22 protein-coding genes are annotated in these 18,080 nt (G+C 65.9%); 15 read left to right on the forward strand and 7 right to left on the reverse strand.

Annotation, left to right across the window (positions count from 1 at the left end; all coding sequences use genetic code 11):
* Positions 1-45 precede the first annotated feature (45 nt).
* Both LGM56_RS33535 and LGM56_RS33540 read left to right on the forward strand, forming a co-directional pair.
* Positions 46-399 carry a hypothetical protein gene (locus tag LGM56_RS33535; RefSeq protein ID WP_226207907.1) on the forward strand — a complete coding sequence of 118 codons (354 nt, stop codon included), beginning with the start codon at positions 46-48 and terminating at the stop codon, positions 397-399.
* 19 nt (positions 400-418) lie between these two features.
* Entirely contained in the window at positions 419-673 is a 255-nt protein-coding gene (locus tag LGM56_RS33540) for a hypothetical protein (RefSeq protein ID WP_226207943.1), read from the forward strand.
* Between the two features lie 61 nt (positions 674-734).
* On the opposite strand, the gene LGM56_RS33545 is transcribed toward LGM56_RS33540, so the two are convergent.
* The 3 genes from LGM56_RS33545 to LGM56_RS33555 all read right to left on the reverse strand — a co-directional run bounded on the left by LGM56_RS33545 (position 735) and on the right by LGM56_RS33555 (position 2,229).
* The gene (locus LGM56_RS33545; RefSeq protein ID WP_226207908.1) at positions 735-1,274 is read right to left on the reverse strand and encodes a GNAT family N-acetyltransferase; all 540 of its coding nucleotides are present in this window, start codon (positions 1,272-1,274) and stop codon (positions 735-737) included.
* Between the two features lie 406 nt (positions 1,275-1,680).
* Complete coding sequence (locus LGM56_RS33550; RefSeq protein WP_089463946.1) at positions 1,681-1,902, reverse strand: hypothetical protein; 222 nt, start codon at positions 1,900-1,902, stop codon at positions 1,681-1,683.
* Between the two features lie 63 nt (positions 1,903-1,965).
* Positions 1,966-2,229, reverse strand: a complete 264-nt coding sequence (locus tag LGM56_RS33555) for an HPr family phosphocarrier protein (protein ID WP_179250258.1) — start codon at positions 2,227-2,229, stop codon at positions 1,966-1,968.
* A 362-nt stretch (positions 2,230-2,591) separates the two neighbouring features.
* On the opposite strand from LGM56_RS33555, the gene LGM56_RS33560 reads away from it, so the two are divergent.
* Entirely contained in the window at positions 2,592-2,936 is a 345-nt protein-coding gene (locus tag LGM56_RS33560; RefSeq protein ID WP_021158207.1) for a zinc ribbon domain-containing protein YjdM, read from the forward strand.
* Positions 2,937-2,979: 43 nt separating this feature from the next.
* Positions 2,980-3,816 carry a spermidine synthase gene (locus tag LGM56_RS33565; RefSeq protein ID WP_226207909.1) on the forward strand — a complete coding sequence of 279 codons (837 nt, stop codon included), beginning with the start codon at positions 2,980-2,982 and terminating at the stop codon, positions 3,814-3,816.
* A 33-nt stretch (positions 3,817-3,849) separates the two neighbouring features.
* On the opposite strand, the gene LGM56_RS33570 is transcribed toward LGM56_RS33565, so the two are convergent.
* Both LGM56_RS33570 and LGM56_RS33575 read right to left on the reverse strand, forming a co-directional pair.
* Complete coding sequence (locus LGM56_RS33570; RefSeq protein WP_021158209.1) at positions 3,850-4,035, reverse strand: ribbon-helix-helix protein, CopG family; 186 nt, start codon at positions 4,033-4,035, stop codon at positions 3,850-3,852.
* Positions 4,036-4,122: 87 nt separating this feature from the next.
* Positions 4,123-4,881, reverse strand: coding sequence for a YoaK family protein (locus tag LGM56_RS33575; RefSeq protein WP_089498645.1), 759 nt, complete (start codon positions 4,879-4,881; stop codon positions 4,123-4,125).
* A 269-nt stretch (positions 4,882-5,150) separates the two neighbouring features.
* On the opposite strand from LGM56_RS33575, the gene LGM56_RS33580 reads away from it, so the two are divergent.
* The 3 genes from LGM56_RS33580 (at position 5,151) to LGM56_RS33590 (ending at position 7,645) form a co-directional block, all read left to right on the forward strand.
* The gene (locus tag LGM56_RS33580; protein ID WP_089444220.1) at positions 5,151-5,501 is read left to right on the forward strand and encodes a hypothetical protein; all 351 of its coding nucleotides are present in this window, start codon (positions 5,151-5,153) and stop codon (positions 5,499-5,501) included.
* On the forward strand, positions 5,498-5,710 hold the full coding sequence (locus LGM56_RS33585) for a twin transmembrane helix small protein (RefSeq protein WP_006489184.1): 213 nt from the start codon (positions 5,498-5,500) through the stop codon (positions 5,708-5,710). Before LGM56_RS33580 ends, LGM56_RS33585 begins: the two co-directional genes overlap by 4 nt.
* A gap of 492 nt (positions 5,711-6,202) precedes the next feature.
* A complete protein-coding gene (locus LGM56_RS33590; RefSeq protein ID WP_226207910.1) occupies positions 6,203-7,645 on the forward strand; it encodes a sensor histidine kinase in 1,443 nt (480 codons plus the stop codon).
* A 13-nt stretch (positions 7,646-7,658) separates the two neighbouring features.
* Here LGM56_RS33590 and LGM56_RS33595 read toward each other — a convergent pair whose 3' ends face one another.
* Positions 7,659-8,132 carry an acyl-CoA thioesterase gene (locus LGM56_RS33595; RefSeq protein ID WP_226207911.1) on the reverse strand — a complete coding sequence of 158 codons (474 nt, stop codon included), beginning with the start codon at positions 8,130-8,132 and terminating at the stop codon, positions 7,659-7,661.
* Between the two features lie 231 nt (positions 8,133-8,363).
* On the opposite strand from LGM56_RS33595, the gene LGM56_RS33600 reads away from it, so the two are divergent.
* The 8 genes from LGM56_RS33600 to LGM56_RS33635 all read left to right on the forward strand — a co-directional run bounded on the left by LGM56_RS33600 (position 8,364) and on the right by LGM56_RS33635 (position 16,877).
* Positions 8,364-9,302 carry a response regulator gene (locus LGM56_RS33600; protein WP_226207912.1) on the forward strand — a complete coding sequence of 313 codons (939 nt, stop codon included), beginning with the start codon at positions 8,364-8,366 and terminating at the stop codon, positions 9,300-9,302.
* 503 nt (positions 9,303-9,805) lie between these two features.
* On the forward strand, positions 9,806-9,967 hold the full coding sequence (locus LGM56_RS33605; RefSeq protein ID WP_226207913.1) for a hypothetical protein: 162 nt from the start codon (positions 9,806-9,808) through the stop codon (positions 9,965-9,967).
* A gap of 172 nt (positions 9,968-10,139) precedes the next feature.
* Complete coding sequence (locus LGM56_RS33610; protein WP_413226813.1) at positions 10,140-11,069, forward strand: TauD/TfdA dioxygenase family protein; 930 nt, start codon at positions 10,140-10,142, stop codon at positions 11,067-11,069.
* 49 nt (positions 11,070-11,118) lie between these two features.
* Positions 11,119-12,150, forward strand: a complete 1,032-nt coding sequence (locus LGM56_RS33615; protein WP_226207914.1) for an ABC transporter substrate-binding protein — start codon at positions 11,119-11,121, stop codon at positions 12,148-12,150.
* A gap of 64 nt (positions 12,151-12,214) precedes the next feature.
* Entirely contained in the window at positions 12,215-13,204 is a 990-nt protein-coding gene (locus LGM56_RS33620; protein WP_226207915.1) for an ABC transporter ATP-binding protein, read from the forward strand.
* Positions 13,201-14,088: an ABC transporter permease gene (locus LGM56_RS33625; protein ID WP_089498652.1), complete on the forward strand. Its 888-nt coding sequence runs from the start codon at positions 13,201-13,203 to the stop codon at positions 14,086-14,088. Before LGM56_RS33620 ends, LGM56_RS33625 begins: the two co-directional genes overlap by 4 nt.
* A gap of 167 nt (positions 14,089-14,255) precedes the next feature.
* A complete protein-coding gene (locus LGM56_RS33630; RefSeq protein ID WP_226207916.1) occupies positions 14,256-15,473 on the forward strand; it encodes an acyl-CoA dehydrogenase family protein in 1,218 nt (405 codons plus the stop codon).
* Between the two features lie 42 nt (positions 15,474-15,515).
* Positions 15,516-16,877 carry an LLM class flavin-dependent oxidoreductase gene (locus tag LGM56_RS33635; RefSeq protein ID WP_226207917.1) on the forward strand — a complete coding sequence of 454 codons (1,362 nt, stop codon included), beginning with the start codon at positions 15,516-15,518 and terminating at the stop codon, positions 16,875-16,877.
* A gap of 2 nt (positions 16,878-16,879) precedes the next feature.
* Here the strand turns inward: LGM56_RS33635 and LGM56_RS33640 are convergent, their stop codons facing one another.
* The gene (locus LGM56_RS33640; protein ID WP_226207918.1) at positions 16,880-18,067 is read right to left on the reverse strand and encodes an LLM class flavin-dependent oxidoreductase; all 1,188 of its coding nucleotides are present in this window, start codon (positions 18,065-18,067) and stop codon (positions 16,880-16,882) included.
* Positions 18,068-18,080: the final 13 nt, after the last annotated feature.

Below are 18,080 nucleotides of genomic sequence, written 5' to 3' on the forward strand. Positions count from 1 at the left end.
GGCGGCAAACGTGTGGCCGGCAGGATGTTCTGATAGGAATGCGAAATGACGCCGCTTCAAATCATCCGGAGTCTCGATGCACTCACGACTGCGATCGAAGTCGCGGTCGCCCGGGCCGACTGGAGCGAGGCCGTCCGGGCAGCGGAAACACGTTCGGCGTTCCTGATGACGCTGTCACCCGGTCAACCCGACGAGGTTCACGCGGCGCTCCGGAGAATGCGGGAGATCGATATCCGGATCTCGATCACCGCACGGGAAACGCTGGAGGCACGCGTCGCGGAGAGCCGGAAGGCGTTGCACGAAACCCGGCTGGCGTCGCCCGGGGCCGATGCCATGGCCGCCCGATCCCCTTCGTGGCGCTCAGCCACTTCACGGCGCTTCGCGCCGTACACGCATTGACACGGACAGATCCTTGAACATGCCGGTTAGGTCTCAACATTTCGGTGGCGGTATGCGATTTCGAAAACGCATCAGTTATGTCGATGCAACACGGTGGTTCGCGGATGGCGACCACGATCGGGTGGAAACCCGTGAAGGCGGACGCGCGATCGCCACACCGGAAGGCTGGCGTTCGGTGAAGTCGGGTGACTGGATCTTGCGCGATGATTGCGGCAACTGCTGGCCGATGGACAACGGGCTCTTTACGAGCCTGTATGAACCGGTCGTGGAGTGAGCGGCGAGGGCGCGCCAGTGCCGTCCATACGGCCCGCCCGCGTCACCCGTCCGCCGGCAGCCTAGCGGCGCGCGCGCGAAAACAGCAATGAGTCGGTATCGTTGAACCGGATCTGCACCGGCTCCCCATAACCCGCCTTTTCCGCCACGCGGATCGACGCGACGTTGGTCGGCGCGATCAGGCACACGCTGCGCTCGAACCGGTGTTGCCCGTCGAGCCATGCCAGCGCGGCCGAGAGCGCCTCGGTCGCGTACCCCTTGCCGTGCGCCCACGTCGCAAGGGCCCAGCCGGCTTCCGGCACGCCGCGAATCGACGGCTCGATGAGCCGGTGGAAATCGGCGAAGCCGAGATCGCCGACATAGCGGCCCGACGCCTTCTCGCGAATCGCCCAGTACCCATAGCCGAGCAGCGGCCACAGCCCGCGATACGCGAGCATGCGCATCCACGAGTCGCGCGGCGCGGACGGCTTGCCGTTGAAGATGTGCTCGACGACCTTCGGCTCGGCCCACATCGTGGCGAGCGCCTCGAAGTCGCCGAGCGGATGGCCTTCGAGGATGAGACGCGGCGTATCGAGAACGGGCGGGGAGGAGACAGGCGGCATCGTGGCTTCCGGAGAGGAGGGGCATGGGACGGTCAGGCCGTCAGCATGTCGATGCCGCGCTGGTTAGGTTCCATTCACGCACCGGCAGGCAGATCGGCCGGCGATGTACCTCGGCGAGCGACGACGTACGATTGACGGCAGGCGACGGCGGCCCGCTGCGAGCGGGCATGTCCAATTCGGCAAGACAGGGCGCCGGAATGATAGCAAAACCCTTGCACGGACGGGCTGCGGTGCGGGCGGCCAGGTGATGCCGCCGCATCGACGACGCCGTACGGGAAGCGGACGCCATTCCATCGTCTTTCCGCGCGATAACCGCGCTTTCATGCGGTGCGCCTCCCGTCCGATGTGCATCCGGCACTCGACATGATGCCCGGAGGGATCAAGCTGATTCGCGGCCGCCGGCGGTCTACTTCCGGTTCTTCAGGAAGGTCCGACCCTCGGCCGTGATCGACGCGCCCGAGCGGCCGTGTGCGGGATGGCTGACGAAGCCCGCGCTGACGAGTTCGCTCGCGATCGACCAGCCGAGCGCCGGCGCATCGCGCCCGTAGCGGACGTCGGCGAGACGCTCGAGCGCCCAGATGGCGGAGGCCGACAGGTTCGGGGGGTTGGGCGTGAAGTTGTCGCTCATCGCTTCCTCGTGAAAAGGGGATTCGGGGTGGGCGGGGTGCCGTGACATCGGGTGGCGCGCCGCTCAGCTCGCCTGCAGCACGGGCAGCAGCGCCTGCAGCGCCGCCTCCTCGTCGGGGCCGGTGGCCAGCACCTGGGCGGACGTGCCGCCGTGCACCTGCAGCGCCGCGACGGCGGCGCTGTCCTTCGCGTCGCTGCTGATCCCGTTCGCGATCAGCAGGATGTCGCTTTCGAAGCCGCGCGCCGCGTCGACGGCTGCTGCTCGTGCGGCGTAGCCGCGGTTGCGGTTCCACGCGGGGCCGATTTCAACGTACACAACGGTTGCCACGATGTCGGAGAGCCTCTGGACGGAACGTCGGGATCGGTATGCGGCGCCGGGCCGGCGGTGCGCCAGGCACGGGAGAAACGCGTTTTTCCGCATGACGCCGGTAAGCCGGCAGCGCCGCCTGGGCATGTGCATCCTGCGTTCATGTGCCGGCATTCTCGGCGAAACTGGCGGTAAGTCCGGCGAACGGTGCGAAAACGCTGATTATAATACAGATGCCAAGATATGTGTATTGCATTATAATGTCGTGTGCGCCGGAGGCGGCTCGCCGACCCGTCGGCGCGTGTCTTCAGGCGGGCCGGGCGACGCTGCCAGCGTGTCCGGCCTTTTTATCGACGACTCAACTCCCCTGAATGGAAGCTGCAATGAACGCCGCCCCCGCCTGCCCGCAATGCGCGATGGAAAACACTTACCCGGACGGCACGCTGACCGTATGCGCGGACTGCGGCCATGAATGGTCGGCCGGCGCCGGCGCCGAAACGGGCGACGAACCGGCGGGCGACGTCGTCAAGGACGCCAACGGCAACGTGCTGTCGGATGGCGACTCGGTCGTGCTGATCAAGGATTTGCGCGTGAAGGGCTCGTCGATCACGCTTAAGATGGGTACCAAGGTCAAGAGCATCCGGCTCGTCGGCGGCGATCACGAGGTCGACTGCAAGACCGACATGGGTGGCTTCATGCTGAAGGCCTGCTACCTGAAGAAAGTCTGAGCGCGCACGCTCCCATCGACCGTCAGCAATCGACAGCCCGTTCATGGCCGAGGATCGAATTTCCTACGACGCGTTCGTCAGGTTCCTGGCGACGCCGCTGAACGACGGCCGGCCGTTCGTGCTGGAGACGCAGCACGCGCTTTCACTGCACTTCGACCATTTCGGCACGCAGAGCTTCATGTCGCTCCGGGATCCGGGCCGGCTCGAGCTCGGCTATACGCGCGTGATGATGGGTTTTCTGCTGCTGCAGCCCGAGCCCGCGCACATTTGCATGCTCGGGCTCGGCGGCGGTTCGTTGGCGAAGTACTGCTACCGGCACCTGCCCGGCGCGACGATCGACGCGGTCGAGATCAACCCGGACGTGATCGCGCTGCGTGACGTTTTCAGGATTCCCGCTGATGACGGCCGGTTCACGGTGGTGTGCGCCGACGGCGCGGATCATCTGGCAAGGGCGGATGTCAGGACGGACGTGATCCTGCACGACGCGTTCGTCGCCGATGGCATGCGGGGCCGCTGTACGGGCGCCGCGTTCCTCGCCGCATGTCACGCGCGCCTGAGCGAAAACGGCGTGCTGGCAATCAACTTCATGGACGACGATCCCGCGCTGCCCGAGCATCTCGAGCAGTTGCGCGCCGTATTCGGCGCGTCGTACACGCTGGCGCCGTGCGGCGACGACAACAACTTCATCGCGTTCGCGTGGAAGGGGGGCGGCCGGCTGCCGTCGCTGCGGATCCTGCTCGAACGCGCCCTTGGGTGTGCGCGGGCCGGCGAGCTCAAGCTGGCGGCCACGGCGAGGCGGATGAAGGCTGGGGAGAGCGTCGACCCGCAGCGGCTGGTGATGCGTGCGCAGCCGCACGGGCGATGGGAGATCGGCGCGTAGCCTGCAGGCAGGCGCGGCCGGTCCGGCCGGCCGTTACTTCACGCGCTTGCCGAGCGCGCTCTTGGTCTTGTACGTCACGCCGTGGCGGTCGAGATACTCGCGGATCAGTTGCCGCACGACTTGCGACGGCGTGAGATCCTGCTCCGCGCAGAGCATCTCGAAGGCTTCCTTTTTCGCGGGGTCGATCAGGACGGTCAGGCGGGCGGTTTTCGTTTCCATTGCGGGGCGAGGGTGGTCGGTATGTTAATCAAATTATAATCGATCCGCCTTCGGCGCCGCCGCCGAAAGCGCGCTCCCGGTGCGCGATCAGCGCCTGCTGCGGAGCAACACGAGCAGGTCGTCGATCACCGGCACGATCGCGAGCGTGACGAGCACCGCGGCAAGCGGCACGGTCGACACGTAGCCGACATGCTTGAAGCCGATCGCGCCGGCCAGGCCGCCGATGAAGAACGACGCGAGCATCGTCGCGTGAATCCGCAGTTTCGAGCGGTTGGCGACCACCGCCTGCGCGTCGACGTCGACCGCCGACCGGTTCCAGTAGAACAGCTTCCCGAGCTCGATGCCGAGGTCGGTCACGATGCCCGTCATGTGCGTCGTGCGGATCTCCGCGCCCGACAGCTTCGTGATCGTCGCGTTCTGCAATCCCATGATGAAGCACAGCAGCGTCACGGTCACCGGCACGAAGAAGGTTTCCCACAGCGCGAGGTGGCTGCCGAGCAGCCCGAACAGGAGCAGCAGCGCGGCCTCGACCAGCAGCGGCAGCATGAACTGGCTGTGCAGGCCGCGACGGCGGCCCCAGTTGACGAGGATCGCCGAGCAACTGGCGCCGATCAGGAACGACCCCAGCGAGCTGATGCCGGCCAGCGCGAGCCGCACGTCGCCGAGCGCCGTCTGGTCGGCGATCGCCGACACGATGCCGCTCATGTGCGACGTGTATTGCTTGACCGCGAGGAAGCCGCCGGCATTGGCCGCGCCGGCGACGAACGCCAGCGAGAACCCGAGCTGACGGTTCGCGGTCGCGCTGCGGTGTTTTCCCGTCAGGTTTCGAAAGTACTGCGCTGGCATAGGGGCTCAGGGCTTCGCTCAATCGCCGCGGGTCGCGGGCATGGACATGACGACCGGCACCGGACGGCAGGGCGGGCACGCCGCCTGCGCACAGGTGCCGGGTCTCTCTAATCATGTGATGAACATGATAATGCCATTATCATACTCTGTTAGTCGAATAGGGCTTTCAGTACAATGTCATCCGGCGCGGCCTGACTGCGGCCCGATTGCGGTTTCGCTACCGTATGGGCGCGCCGCGCGCATTCGCGATCACTTCTGCCCACCGTTTCATGACCCCGATCAAGTTCATTCTTCGCTATACGGCGATCCCGTTCACGGCCATCGTGGCTGTGGTGATCTGGACTGTCATACCATCGTCGAAAGAGATCGATGCGAGACAATATGCGGCGCTGTCGCGCGCATACGCAAGTTTCCCGCTGCCGTTCCGGCGCGAGATCTCGGAAACGATGGACCACGGCCGGATCAACGACCGGCGCTACCAGGCGCTCGTGCGCGATTCGCTGGGCAATGGCGTCGCGCTGGACTGGCCGGCGTCGGGCGTCGGCGCGCTCGCCGACGAGCGGCACAAACTGGCCGAACTGATTCAGGCCGATTCCGATCTTCAAGGGCATCACCAATGAAAACTCTGCTGGTTTCCGTGGCATTCGCGATGATCATCGCGAGCCTGATCTTCGCGCTGTATTTCATGAATCACGATCGCGGCAAGTCCAAGCGGATGGCATGGTCGCTCGCGGCGCGCGTCGGGCTGTCGGTCACGCTGTTCCTGTCGCTGCTGATCGCTTACAAGCTGGGCTGGATCGAGCCGACCGGGTTGCCGATCGGGCGCTGAAAGGCGAACGCCCCGTTGCATGCGGGGCGTTCGCGCAAATGCGAGTTCCGATCTACAACAGATCTATTGTGATAAGAAAACTTATCGTGACGACGTGGATGTGTGACCCAAAATCAGGGTTCGCACGACGCGCGACAGAGGCTGCCCACGCGGCAACGGCAGCGCAGGGGAGTTGATACGGGGCTTCGCGAGGCCACGGCCAGCGACAGCGTGGATTCGCGACGTGCAGCCTCACGAATTCACGAGGCCTTCGCACCTTCCGGCCAACGTTGAACGGCGAAGTGACAAGCTTGCTTCGCAAACCGCGACAATTTCATTCTGGTCAACGCTACCCGGCATACGGCACCGCGCGAGCAACAGTCGTGATGCGCGGCAGCCCCGTGGACAAACCCGCCGCGCTCGCACGCCTGGCTCGGCGTGCTACTCTCGCGAACGGCACCGGCCAGGACAGTTCAGTGGTGCGCGACCCGTCAACATGCTGGATTCACGCATATGTACTCGATCTTGCCTGCGTTCGTATCCGCGTTGTTTCTCGGGTTTGGCCTCTACGTGCTGGCCACCAAGGGGCTCACGCGGGTATCCGTCCCGTTCGTCCTGATGTGCGCGACGACCTTCGTCTGGCAGGGAACGTGGGCCTTCCTGTTCCAGACGACCGACGCGGACGTCGCCAACGTGTTGGTCAAGGCCGGCTATCTGTTCATCCTGTTTCTGCCGACGACCTTCTATCATTTCGTGACGGAAGTCGTATCGCGTCGGGACGAGCGGCCGCTCATATTCGCGTCCTACGGACTCTGCGTCCTGCTGGCCGTGCTGCTGGTCACCAGCAATGCGGTCGTCGATGGATTCCGCCCGCATTTCTTTGGCCCGTATCCCAACGCGGGCCCGCTGCATCCGTTGCACGTCGCGCAGACGGTACTCCTGGTCTGCCGCAGCGGTTGGCTCCTGATCGAGGCAAGACGTCAGGGGCGGGCGCGAGACGTCCGGCAGTTGCTCACGCAATGCCTCGTCAGCCTGGGCCTCTACTCGCTCGCGGCGACCGACTACGCGGTGAACTACGGCGTCGACTTCTATCCGGTCGGGGTGCTGTTTATCGCGATCAGTCTCGGGATACTCGCGACGTCGATCGTCCGCTATGGGCTGATGGGCCCCTATCTGCTGGCCGCGACGGTCGCGCACGAAGTGGCCACGCCGCTGGCGGCGATCGGCCTGCACGCGGACGAGCTACGCTCAGTCCTGCCGGTGCTGGTGCGCGGCTATCGGCTGGCGGTCGAGCACCGGTTGTGCGCCGACGGTTTGTATCCCGGGCAACTGGAGCGGCTGCCGACGCTCGCGTCGTCGATCCGGCGCCAGGTCGATACCACGAGTACGGTAGTCGAGATGTCCCTGGCGTCCTTTACGCTGGACCGGCTCGATCGCCACAGTTTCGCGGCCTATCCGATACGGGCCTGTGTCGAAGCCGCCGTGGATCGCTTTCCGTTCCGTCCGGGTGAGCGGGACCGGGTATCGGTCGACGCGATCGATACGGACATCCGGTTTTTTGGATCCGACTCGCTCGTGATCTTCGTCATCTTCAATCTGCTGAAAAACGCGCTGTACGCGATCCACGCAAACGGCCGTGGGCAGATCGAGATCGACGCGCATCGCAGCAACGGTTACTGCGTGGTGCGTTTCAGCGATACGGGCCCGGGCATCGCCCCCGATGTGCTCCCTCAAATCTTCGACGCCTTTTTCTCGACCAAGTCGCACGGTCGCGGCGCCGGCATGGGCCTGAGTTTTTGCCGCCGCGCATGTGAAGCGCTCGGTGGCACCATCACGTGCGAATCCGTTCCCGGCGTGCGGACCACGTTCACGATTCGGCTGCCTGAGCCCGGCGCGCCGGCGGATCCGACATTGAACGGTCCGCCGGCGCTCCCCCCGCGCTATCGCGTCGGGTAGGGCGGTCTCACATTCAGTTCGCGCTGGACGGCAGGATCAGCTCATACGCCTTGACCCGCTCGATGATGCCCGGCGGAAACCGGCGGATCCGCTTGTCGGAGCCGGCAAACACGATCTGCTGATACCCCAGCGATACCTGCCGCCCGTCCACGTAGAAGCGAAACAGCAGATAGGCCGAGCATTGCCGGACCTCGAACGTATTGAGAAAGCAATCCACGCGCTGGAACGGAAACGTCTCGTGGACGTATTCCTGATGCGCGCGCTTCGTCACGAACGCCCCGCCGGCCCCCATCAGGTTGTCGTGGATGCATTCGTGAAACCAGCGTTCACGGCACACGCCCTGCCATTCGAAATAACGTGCGAAATACGTATTCATGAAGGCATTGGAATCCTTGAGGTAAATGTCGACCACATGGTGGAAGGTTTTCTCGGAAAGATAGGCCGTTTCGTTGGAAAGGACGTGAAGAATCGCGTCTCGCGTCAACATGGATAACTCCTTGAATCGCTACTGGCGGTAGCGGCGCATTCCTTCAACGAGAAGGAATGGCCCGATTCTCCCCGTGCAATTCCGCTGAGCGGCATGGTTGAAACGTGCCGAATTAGCGGATGAGGAATAGTTGATGTGCGTCCCACTTTCGCCGGATAATTGCCGCGATAATCATTCGCGGTAAAGCGTCTCCGATACCGCCTCTTTTTCTGCTGATTTATCGAGACTCTTATGCAACCCTTCGTCAGGCAGCCGGTGCTTTACCCCGTGTCCGTGGTATTTGTCGACGACAATCCGGATTTCCTGCAGGCGCTGCGGGGCGCATTTCCGGACGAACGCCTGAACCACTTTTTTACGCACCCCCGGGCGGCGCTCGACTTCGTGTCATCGCGTGACGCGGAGAGTCCCCCCACGGCTGCGGACTATTTCGGTGCGGAGAAAACCGGCGGGAATGCGATCGGCGAGGATGCGCTCGCCGATCCTGCCCGATTCGAGGCGGTGGGCGCGGTGGTCGTCGACTATTCGATGCCGGAGGTCGACGGCATCCAGTTTCTGACCTCCATCCGCAACGCGAACTGCATGAAAATCCTGCTCACCGGCATCGCCGACGAGCGCGAGGCGGTGGCCGCGTTCAACGCGGGACTGATCGATTGCTATCTGAAGAAAACCGACGTCGAGATGGCGCGCAAGCTGGCGAGCGCGCTGGACGACGCGAAACGCAAGTGCTGCGCGGCCCGCGGGCACATCAGCCTGCATGAAGCGGGGGCGACCTACCGGGATCCACGGATCGTCAAGCTGATCGATGAGGTGGCCGCGCGGGAAGGCATCGTCGAATACTACTGGCGCCCCAATCAGGACGCGGTGCTGATGTTCGATGCCGTCGGCGCGCCCAGTGTATTTCTCGCCTGGAGCGAAGAGGACTGGTCGTTCCACTGCGATATCGTGTCCGACGCGGGCGGACCGGCCGAATTGCGCCAAGACATGGAAGCGCGCCGCATCATGCCGCTATTCTGGCCATTTCAGGCCTATCGGCCGGGCCCTCCTGACATTCGCTGCACGGCTCCGCTCCCCGTTCCTGGATGGCACGGCACGTTTTATAGCTGGCTCCGTCTGGATGATCCGATCACCGAGCGCGAACTGCCTACATTGGCCAAATGGCGTCACGCGTAAAAGATCGTCCGCTCATTTCCAATCGGGCGGTGCTGTCGTCGACTCGGTAGCCACTCGAATTGGAACAATCCCTGTCAATGTTGTCAGTTATCAGCGGCACGGGATTTTGTTTCAATACACACCTTGTTCCGAGGGCCGCCCAATATTCCAATAGACGGCACATCCGTTCAGTGCAGACCGTTGACCAACGGTCTGCACGCGCTCCCGATATCGATCGATTCTCGATCTGATGTTGTCATCACGCTTCACGAAAGCTGCAGCGGCAAACGATCCGCAAATTTCCGACCGGTGCGTCGAAGCGCGTTTTCACGGCGCGTCGATTGAGCTCGTTCGCCGCATTGCGTCCGCCGGGCGCGTCATGCATTGAAATGGACGCACGCTGGCGCCCAACGCCATTCATACGTGCCGGAATGCGGCAATCGAATTGAAATCGACATCTGCCGGGAATCGACCCCAGAAGCCTGCGCTTCCTGAACTGGGCCTTCGCGGTCGACGACCCGCGCGTGTACGACCGGACCAACACGACCCTGGCCGTGTGCGAAGGCGTCGACCGCGCGAGCGTGGAAGCCGCGCCGCCGCTACGCATCCGCGACAAGAACGGGCTGGTCGACATCCGGTATCCGGAAGGCGCCGTGCAGGTACCCGACCCGTCGACGGCGTCGTGACGGCCGCCGCGATCGGCCGCTTTCGCACATGAGCCCGCCGCCCGCTGCCGCCCCGTATGCGGGAGCAGCGATCTTTATCAGCGCAGCAGATAAACGTATCGGAATCGCTTCGTTGACGCCGTCCGGCACGCACTCGTAGATTCGCGTTTTGACCGAATCAGGGGGCCGTGCCGTGACGACTACCGCCATCCTCGACGACGCATCGCTTTGCGCCGGGCATCCGCCCGCATCGCGGCCGCGCGTTGCGGCGCAGCACTTCGACATCGTGCCGTTCGATGCGCCGCTCGGTGCCGAAGTGGTCGGCCTCGACCTGTCGCAACCGCTCGACGCCGACGACTTCGCGCGCATTCATCGCGCGCATCTCGACCATCACGTGCTGGTGTTTCGCGACCAGCGCATCACGCCGGACGAGCACATCGCGTTCAGCCGCCGCTTCGGCCCGCTGCAGATCCACGTGCTGCACCAGTTCGCGCTCGCCGGCCATCCGGAGGTGCTGATCGTGTCGAACGTCGTCGAGAACGGCAAGCCGATCGGGCTCGGCGACGCGGGCCATTTCTGGCACTCGGACCTGTCGTACAAGGAGAAGCCGAGCCTCGGCTCGCTGCTGCATGCGCAGGAACTGCCGGCCGAAGGCGGCGACACGCTGTTCGCGAACATGCATCTCGCGTGGGACACGCTGCCGGCCCATCTGCGCCGCGCGGTGGAAGGGCGGCGCGCCGAGCATACGTATCTCGCGCGCTATGCGGAATTGCAGGCGCGCAGCCCGTGGCGGCCGAACCTGTCGCCCGAGCAGATCGCGCAGGTTGCCGCGGTCGTGCATCCGGTCGTGCGCACGCATCCGGAAACGGGCCGCAAGGCGCTGTTCGTCAGCGAGCATTTCACGACGCGCATCGTCGGGCTGCCCGATGACGAAAGCCGCGCGCTGCTCGACGAGCTGTTCGCCCACAGCGTGCGTGCCGAGCATGTGTACCGGCACCCATGGCGCGAGCACGATCTCGTGTTCTGGGACAACCGTTCGCTGATGCATCTCGCCGCCGGCACGCCCGATCATCTGCGCCGCAAGCTGTATCGCACGACGATCGAAGGCGACGCGCCTTTCTGAGCCACGTGCCGCCGCGTCAATCTTCCGCCCCATCCTGACTGGAGTTCCGATGTCGTTTTCGTTTTTGCCGGCGCGCCGCGCGCTGGCGGCCGCACTGACCGCAGCGCTCGCGTTCGCCGGCGCACTCGCCCCGCAAGCCGCGCACGCGGAAGGCCGCATCCGCATCGCCGAGCAGTTCGGCGTCGTCTACCTGATGCTGAACGTCGCGCGCGACCAGCAGTTGATCGAAAAGGAAGGGCGCAAGGCCGGCCTCGACATCAAGGTCGACTGGGTCAGGCTGTCGGGCGGCGCGGCCGTGAACGACGCGCTGTTGTCCGGCGCGGTCGACATCGCGGGCGCGGGCGTCGGGCCGCTGCTGACCGTGTGGGACCGCACGCGCGGCCGGCAGAACGTGAAGGGCGTCGCGTCGCTCGGCAATTTCCCGTACTACCTCGTCAGCAGCAACCCGAACGTGAAGACGATCGCCGACCTGAGCACGAAGGACCGCATCGCGGTGCCGGCGGTCGGTGTGTCGGTGCAGTCGCGCGTGCTGCAATACGCGGCCGCGAAGCAGTGGGGCGACAAGCAATTCGACAAGCTCGACGCGCTCACGCAGGCGATTCCGCATCCGGACGCAACGGCGGCTATTCTGGCGAACAGCAGCGTGATTACCGGCCACTTCGGCAATCCGCCGTTTCAGGAGCAGGAACTCGCCGGCAACCCGAACGCGCACATCGTGCTGAATTCCTATGACGTGCTCGGCGGCCCGAGCTCCGCGACGGTGCTGTATGCCACCGAGAAATTCCGCGACGACAACCCGAAGACCTATCGCGCATTCGTTGCCGCGCTGGCCGAAGCCGCGCGCCAGATCGCGGCCGATCCCGAGCGCGCCGCCGATACCTATATCCGCGTGAACGCATCGAAGATCGATCGCGCGCTGCTGCTGAAGATCCTGCGCAATCCGCAGGTGCAGTTCAAGACAGCGCCGCAGAACACGCTCGCGCTCGCGCAGTTCATGCACCGCACCGGTGCGATCCGTAACGAACCGAAGTCGTGGCGCGACTATTTCTTCGACGATCCGGCGACGGCCGGCGGCAGTTGAGCAGAGGCGCTTCGACGCCGCGATCGACGCTTATGCGTCGGTGCGGTTTCGATATGGGCAATCGATGGTTGGCCCGCGAAAGGGCTGGCCGCATGCTGATGCTTTACCCGCAAGAGATTCGATCGTGAACGCCACTTCTCCCCGAACCTGGCTGCCGCCGTATGCAGCACGCGGCGGCGCGGCGCCTGCCGGCCACCCCGAGCCCGACGCGCAAGTCGCCGGCCGGCCCGCGCCGGACGCCGCGCAGGCCGGCGCACACAGTGAACGCCTGCTCGCCATCGACCGCGTGAACCTCGAATACCGCAGCGGCGCGCGGATCGTGCGCGCGACCCACCAGGTCAGCTTCGACGTGTACGGCAGCGACCGCTTCGTGCTGCTCGGCCCGTCGGGGTGCGGAAAGTCGACGCTGCTGAAGGCGATTGCCGGCTTCATCGAGCCCGTATCGGGTTCGATCGCGCTCGACGGCCGGCCGGTGCGCGGGCCGGGCCCTGACCGCGTCGTGGTGTTCCAGGAATTCGACCAGTTGCCGCCGTGGAAGACGGTCGTCGAAAACGTCGCGTTTCCGTTGCGTGCCGCCGCCAGGTTGTCGCGCGCCGAAGCACGGGCGCGCGCGCTGCATTATCTCGACAAGGTCGGGTTGAGCGGGTTCGCCGACGCCTACCCGCACACGCTGTCGGGCGGCATGAAGCAGCGTGTCGCGATCGCGCGCGCTCTGGCGATGCAGCCGCGCGTGCTGCTGATGGACGAGCCGTTCGCCGCACTCGACGCGTTGACGCGCCGCAAGATGCAGGAGGAACTGCTGCGCCTGTGGGACGAATTCCGTTTCACGCTGCTGTTCGTCACGCATTCGATCGAGGAAGCGCTCGTCGTCGGCAACCGGATCCTGCTGCTGTCGCCGCATCCGGGCCGCGTGCGTGCGGAACTCAACAGCCACGAGCATTCGCTCGACAACGTCGACACCGGCGACTTCCGCGACAACGTCGCGCGGATCCATCGCCTGCTGTTCGATACCGACTCGACCCACGCCCCGACGACGGAGGCAGCCGCATCATGAGCACGATCGATCCGTCCCTGCCGCCGCTGCCGCCCGTGCGCGCCGAATACGAACGCACGCTCGACACGCTGCCCGACGCCGAACGTGCCGTGCCGGCGCCGCTGTGGCGTCGCGTCGCCGGCGCGGGATGGTTTCGGCGCAGCGTCATCGCACTCGTGCTGATTGCCGCATGGGAGATCGTCGCGCGCATCGTCGCGAACGATCTGCTCGTGCCGACCTTCGGCGCGACACTGGCCGCGTTCGTGCAGGGCATCGAGTCGGGCGAACTGCTGGTGAAGACGGGCATCTCGCTGTCGGTGCTGCTGCGCGGCTACGCGCTGGGCGTGGGCTTCGCATTCGCGCTGACATCGCTCGCGGTATCGACGCGCATCGGCCGCGACCTGCTGGCGATGCTGACGTCGATGTTCAATCCGCTGCCGTCGATCGCGTTGCTGCCGATCGCGCTGCTGTGGTTCGGGCTCGGCACCGGCAGCCTGCTGTTCGTGCTCGTGCACGCGGTGCTGTGGCCGCTCGCGCTCAGCATGTATACGGGCTTCGCGGGCGTGCCGGCCACGCTGAAGATGGCGGGGCGCAACTACGGCCTCACGGGCCTGCGCCAGATCGCGCTGATCCTCGTGCCGGCCGCACTGCCGTCGATCCTGTCGGGCCTGCGCGTCGGCTGGGCATTTGCGTGGCGAACGCTGATCGCGGCCGAGCTGGTATTCGGCGCGAGCGCGGGCCAGGGCGGGCTCGGCTGGTACATCTTCCAGAACCGCAACGAGCTGTATACGGATCGCGTGTTCGCCGGCCTCGCGGCCGTCATCGTGATCGGCCTGCTCGTCGAGAACCTCGTGTTCGACACGCTCGAACGCGTGACCGTGCGGCGCTGGGGCATCCAGCACTGATGTCACCGCACGCGGCAATTCCCGGCGCCTGCATAACGTAAGCTGAAATCGGCTTTTCACGCGCGCCGGGTGCGTCCCTATACTTTGCGATGCTGCGCACGCGGCGGTTCGCGCATGCCGCGATCGCGCTGCGCAGCGCCCGATCTTCCCGAACAAGGACTTGCCGAATGACTGCCCGTGATGCCGTCGATCCGCGCGACGCGTTGCGCGACGCGCTTGCCGCGCTACCCGATCTCGCGAACGCGATCGGGCAGGATGCCGCGCAACGCGAGGCGCGTCGCGAACTGCCGTTCGAGGGGTTTGCGATCTTCCGCCGCTCAACGCTGGGCGTGCTGCGGATTCCGGTGGAGCGCGGCGGCCTCGGCGGCACGCTGGTCGACCTGTTCGACACGATCGCGACGCTGGCCGCCGCCGATTCGAATCTCGCGCACGCGCTGCGGATTCACTACGACCAGATCGAGACGCTGCGGCTGTCGCCGCGCACGCCGTTCAACGACGTGCAGCTCGAGCGGGCGCTGGCCGGCGCGATCTTCGGCGGTGCGTCGACCGAGCGCGGCACGTCGCGGCCCGGCGAGAACACCACGGTGTTGCGTCGGGACGGCGATCACTATCGCGTGACGGGCCGCAAATACTATTCGACCGGCACCGCGTTTGCCGATTTCGCACGCATCAACGTGGAGAACGAGCAGGGTGACGCGGTCGCCGTGATCATTCCCGTCGCGCGGGACGGCGTGCAGGTACTCGACGACTGGGACGGCATGGGCCAGCGCATGACCGCGAGCGGCAGCCTGCTGCTGAACGACGTGCAGGTGTTCGCGGATGAGGTGGCCGCGCGCGACGGCTCGACGCTCGTCGGCCGCCATTGCGGCGCGCTGCGGCAGCTGCATCTCGTCGCGACGGGGGCGGGCATCGTGCGCAACGTGGTTGCCGATGCGCGCCGCTACGTGCTCGCGCACGGCCGCCCGGTGCTGCACAGCCCGGCGCCGACCGCGCGCGACGATCATTTCATCCAGCAGGTCGTCGGCGAGCTGTCCGCCCACAGTCATGCAATCGATGCGCTCGTCCGTGAAAACGCGCGGGCGCTCGACCGTTCCGCCGACGCGATCGAAGCCGGCGATGCCGATGCGCATGCGCTGGTGCTCGACAGCGCGCTCGCCACGGCACGCACGCAGCTCATCGTCAGCAAGCTGGCGCTGCATGCGGCGGAGCGGCTGTTCGAAGTCGGCGGCGCGTCGGCGACGGCGCGCGAACACAACCTCGACCGGCACTGGCGCAACCTGCGCACGATCTTCAGCCACAACCCGCTGCTGCACAAGGCGCGCGTGATCGGCGACTACGAGCTGAACGGCGTGACGACGCACCTGACCGAAGGCCGCGTGTTCTGACCTGGCCGCGCGCGCGGCCCTCTTTTCCGGAAACCCTTCCCGATGACGACCCGCACCGGACACCTGCATCTCGGCGCATTCCTGTACCCGACCGGCCATCACATCGCCGCGTGGCGCCACCCCGGTTCGCAGGCCGACGCGGGCGTCGATTTTCGCCACTACGTGCGGCTTGCCCAGGCGGCCGAGGCCGCGAAGTTCGATCTCGTGTTCCTTGCCGACGGCGTGGGCACGCGCGGCGACGACGTCGAGTTCCTGAGCCGCACCGCGCACAGCTACGTCGCGCAGTTCGAGCCGCTGACGCTGCTGTCGGCGCTCGCGGCCGTTACCGAGCGAATCGGCCTCGTCGGCACCGCGTCGACGAGTTTCAACGAGCCGTTTCATATCGCGCGCAAGTTCGCTTCGCTCGACCACATCAGCAGCGGTCGAGCGGGCTGGAACCTCGTCACGTCGTCGAGTGAGCACGAGGCGCGCAATTTCAATCGCGACGCGCATTTCGATCACGCCGAACGCTATGCGCGTGCGGAGGAGTTCGCGGATGTCGTGCGTGGCCTCTGGGATAGCTGGGACGACGATGCATTCGTGCGCGATCGCGCATCGGGCCGCTTCTTCGATCCGCACAAGCGCCACGTGCTAGACCATCGCGGCCGCTTCTTCCAGGTGCGCGGGCCCTTGAACGTCGCGCGGCCGCCGCAGGGGCACCCGGTCGTCGTGCAGGCCGGTTCGTCGCCGGCCGGTACGCGGCTGGCCGCACGCACGGCCGAGGTGATCTTCACCGCGCAGCAGACGCTCGACGACGCGGTCGCGTTTTATGCGGACGTGAAGGGCCAGCTCGCGGCGTTCGGCCGCGATCCCGATACGCTGAAGATCATGCCGGGCGTGTTTCCGGTGGTGGGCCGTACCGAAAGCGAAGCGAGGGAGAAATTCGACGCGCTGCAGTCGTTGATCGACCCGACGGTCGGGCTCGCGCTCGTATCCGGCCTCACCGGTGGATCCGACCTGTCCGCGTATCCGCTCGACGGTCCGATTCCGCCGCTGCCGGAGACCAACGCCAGCAAGAGCCGACAGGCGCTGACGATCGAGCTCGCGCGCCGCGAAAACCTGACGATCCGCGAACTCTATTTGCGTGTCGCAGGCGCGCGCGGCCACTGGCAACTCGTCGGCACGCCGGAACAGATCGTCGACCAGCTCGAAGAGCGCTTCGTGCGCTACGGCGCGGACGGCTACAACGTGATGGCGCCGACGTTGCCCGGTGGCCTCGACGATTTCATCGCGCTGGTGCTGCCCGAGTTGCGGCGCCGAGGGCTGTTTCGCGACGACTATGCGGGCCATACGCTGCGCGAGCATCTGGGGTTGCGGCGGCCCGTGCGCCGCGCCACCGCCACCCGTGCCGAAACGGCTGCCTGACGTCAGCGCCGCAAGCCGGCGGCGCGCAGCAGCGGCAGCACACGCTCGCCGAAGAAGTCGAGATCGGGCTTGAAGTCGTAGAAGCTCAACTGGATGCCGTCGATGCCTGCACGGTGCAGCCGCACGATGGTATCGGCGACTTCCTCCGGCGAGCCGGTGATCGAGATATTGCCGCCGATCGCGCGCGAGGCAGCCTGCGAGCGCTGTTCGAAGCCGCCTCTCCATGCATGCGCGTCACTGTCGAAACGGTGGAAGCTGCCTTCGTCCGCATGCGCGACGATCGCGTCGCGGTACGCACGGGCTTCCGCCGCCGTCTCGCGGCAGATCACGAGCGGGTTGAGCAACGTGCGGATCGTTCGGCCGCGCGCCGCGGCGGCTGCCTTCACCCGTGCGGTATGCGCGGGCAGCGCAGCGACCGCGTGTTCGGCATCCGTGCCTGCGGGGCTCGTGACGAACACGATGTCCGAGTAGCGTGCGGCGAAATCGATACCCGCATCGGAGCCCGTCGCGTTGATCAGCAGCGGGCGGCCGTAGCGCGGCTTCGGCGTCACGAATGCGCCGCCCAGCCGCCAGCTCGACAGCGCCGGTGTGTAGCTGAAATTGTCCGGTTGCGCCCACAACTGCTGGACCGCATCGAGAAATTCGGCGGCCATTTCATAGCGCCGGTCATGCTCGATCCGGTTCCAGCCGAACATCTCGTGCTCGATCGCGCGGTGGCCGGTCACGACGTTGATGCCCCAGCGCCCGCGCGAGATGTGATCGAGCGTCGCGGTGAATTTCGCGAAATGCAGCGGATGCCAGGGCCCGTAGAGCACGTGGCTCGTCGCGACGAGGATGATCCGTTCGGTACGCGCGGTCAGCGCGGCCAGCGTCATAAATGAGTCGAGCGCCTGGCCGTCGAACACACCGCCGTAACCGCCTTTCGGCAGCCACTGCGACAGCGCGAACACGAGATCGAAGCCGAGTGCCTCCGCGCGCGCGACCAGGTCGGCGTTGTAGTCGAAGGTCCAGTCGGTCGTGCGCGGCAGCGTCGACGCGCTCCAGCCGCCGGCCTGGATCGGCAGGAACAGCCCGAGCATCAGCGGCTGCGCGAGGACGCGCGACACCGGGCTGTCGGGGAAATCCGCTGGTGAGCGCACGTCGACGAACGGCGACGGCGCGACCGGCGCGGCGAGGGAAGTGTCGCTCATGAAGGCTTCCTTG

It is taken from the genome of Burkholderia sp. AU38729, from assembly GCF_020419725.1.
Classification (GTDB): Bacteria; Pseudomonadota; Gammaproteobacteria; order Burkholderiales; family Burkholderiaceae; genus Burkholderia.

Bases quoted from the DNA above. Each gene is read 5' to 3' on its own strand.
- LGM56_RS33535 (WP_226207907.1), top strand. From the start codon at position 46: ATGACGCCGCTTCAAATCATCCGGAGTCTCGATGCACTCACGACTGCG.
- LGM56_RS33540 (WP_226207943.1), top strand. From the start codon at position 419: ATGCCGGTTAGGTCTCAACATTTCGGTGGCGGTATGCGATTTCGAAAA.
- LGM56_RS33545 (WP_226207908.1), bottom strand. From the start codon at position 1,274: ATGCCGCCTGTCTCCTCCCCGCCCGTTCTCGATACGCCGCGTCTCATC.
- LGM56_RS33550 (WP_089463946.1), bottom strand. From the start codon at position 1,902: ATGAGCGACAACTTCACGCCCAACCCCCCGAACCTGTCGGCCTCCGCC.
- LGM56_RS33560 (WP_021158207.1), top strand. From the start codon at position 2,592: ATGAACGCCGCCCCCGCCTGCCCGCAATGCGCGATGGAAAACACTTAC.
- LGM56_RS33565 (WP_226207909.1), top strand. From the start codon at position 2,980: ATGGCCGAGGATCGAATTTCCTACGACGCGTTCGTCAGGTTCCTGGCG.
- LGM56_RS33570 (WP_021158209.1), bottom strand. From the start codon at position 4,035: ATGGAAACGAAAACCGCCCGCCTGACCGTCCTGATCGACCCCGCGAAA.
- LGM56_RS33575 (WP_089498645.1), bottom strand. From the start codon at position 4,881: ATGCCAGCGCAGTACTTTCGAAACCTGACGGGAAAACACCGCAGCGCG.
- LGM56_RS33580 (WP_089444220.1), top strand. From the start codon at position 5,151: ATGACCCCGATCAAGTTCATTCTTCGCTATACGGCGATCCCGTTCACG.
- LGM56_RS33585 (WP_006489184.1), top strand. From the start codon at position 5,498: ATGAAAACTCTGCTGGTTTCCGTGGCATTCGCGATGATCATCGCGAGC.
- LGM56_RS33590 (WP_226207910.1), top strand. From the start codon at position 6,203: ATGTACTCGATCTTGCCTGCGTTCGTATCCGCGTTGTTTCTCGGGTTT.
- LGM56_RS33595 (WP_226207911.1), bottom strand. From the start codon at position 8,132: ATGTTGACGCGAGACGCGATTCTTCACGTCCTTTCCAACGAAACGGCC.
- LGM56_RS33600 (WP_226207912.1), top strand. From the start codon at position 8,364: ATGCAACCCTTCGTCAGGCAGCCGGTGCTTTACCCCGTGTCCGTGGTA.
- LGM56_RS33615 (WP_226207914.1), top strand. From the start codon at position 11,119: ATGTCGTTTTCGTTTTTGCCGGCGCGCCGCGCGCTGGCGGCCGCACTG.
- LGM56_RS33620 (WP_226207915.1), top strand. From the start codon at position 12,215: ATGGTTGGCCCGCGAAAGGGCTGGCCGCATGCTGATGCTTTACCCGCA.
- LGM56_RS33625 (WP_089498652.1), top strand. From the start codon at position 13,201: ATGAGCACGATCGATCCGTCCCTGCCGCCGCTGCCGCCCGTGCGCGCC.
- LGM56_RS33630 (WP_226207916.1), top strand. From the start codon at position 14,256: ATGACTGCCCGTGATGCCGTCGATCCGCGCGACGCGTTGCGCGACGCG.
- LGM56_RS33635 (WP_226207917.1), top strand. From the start codon at position 15,516: ATGACGACCCGCACCGGACACCTGCATCTCGGCGCATTCCTGTACCCG.
- LGM56_RS33640 (WP_226207918.1), bottom strand. From the start codon at position 18,067: ATGAGCGACACTTCCCTCGCCGCGCCGGTCGCGCCGTCGCCGTTCGTC.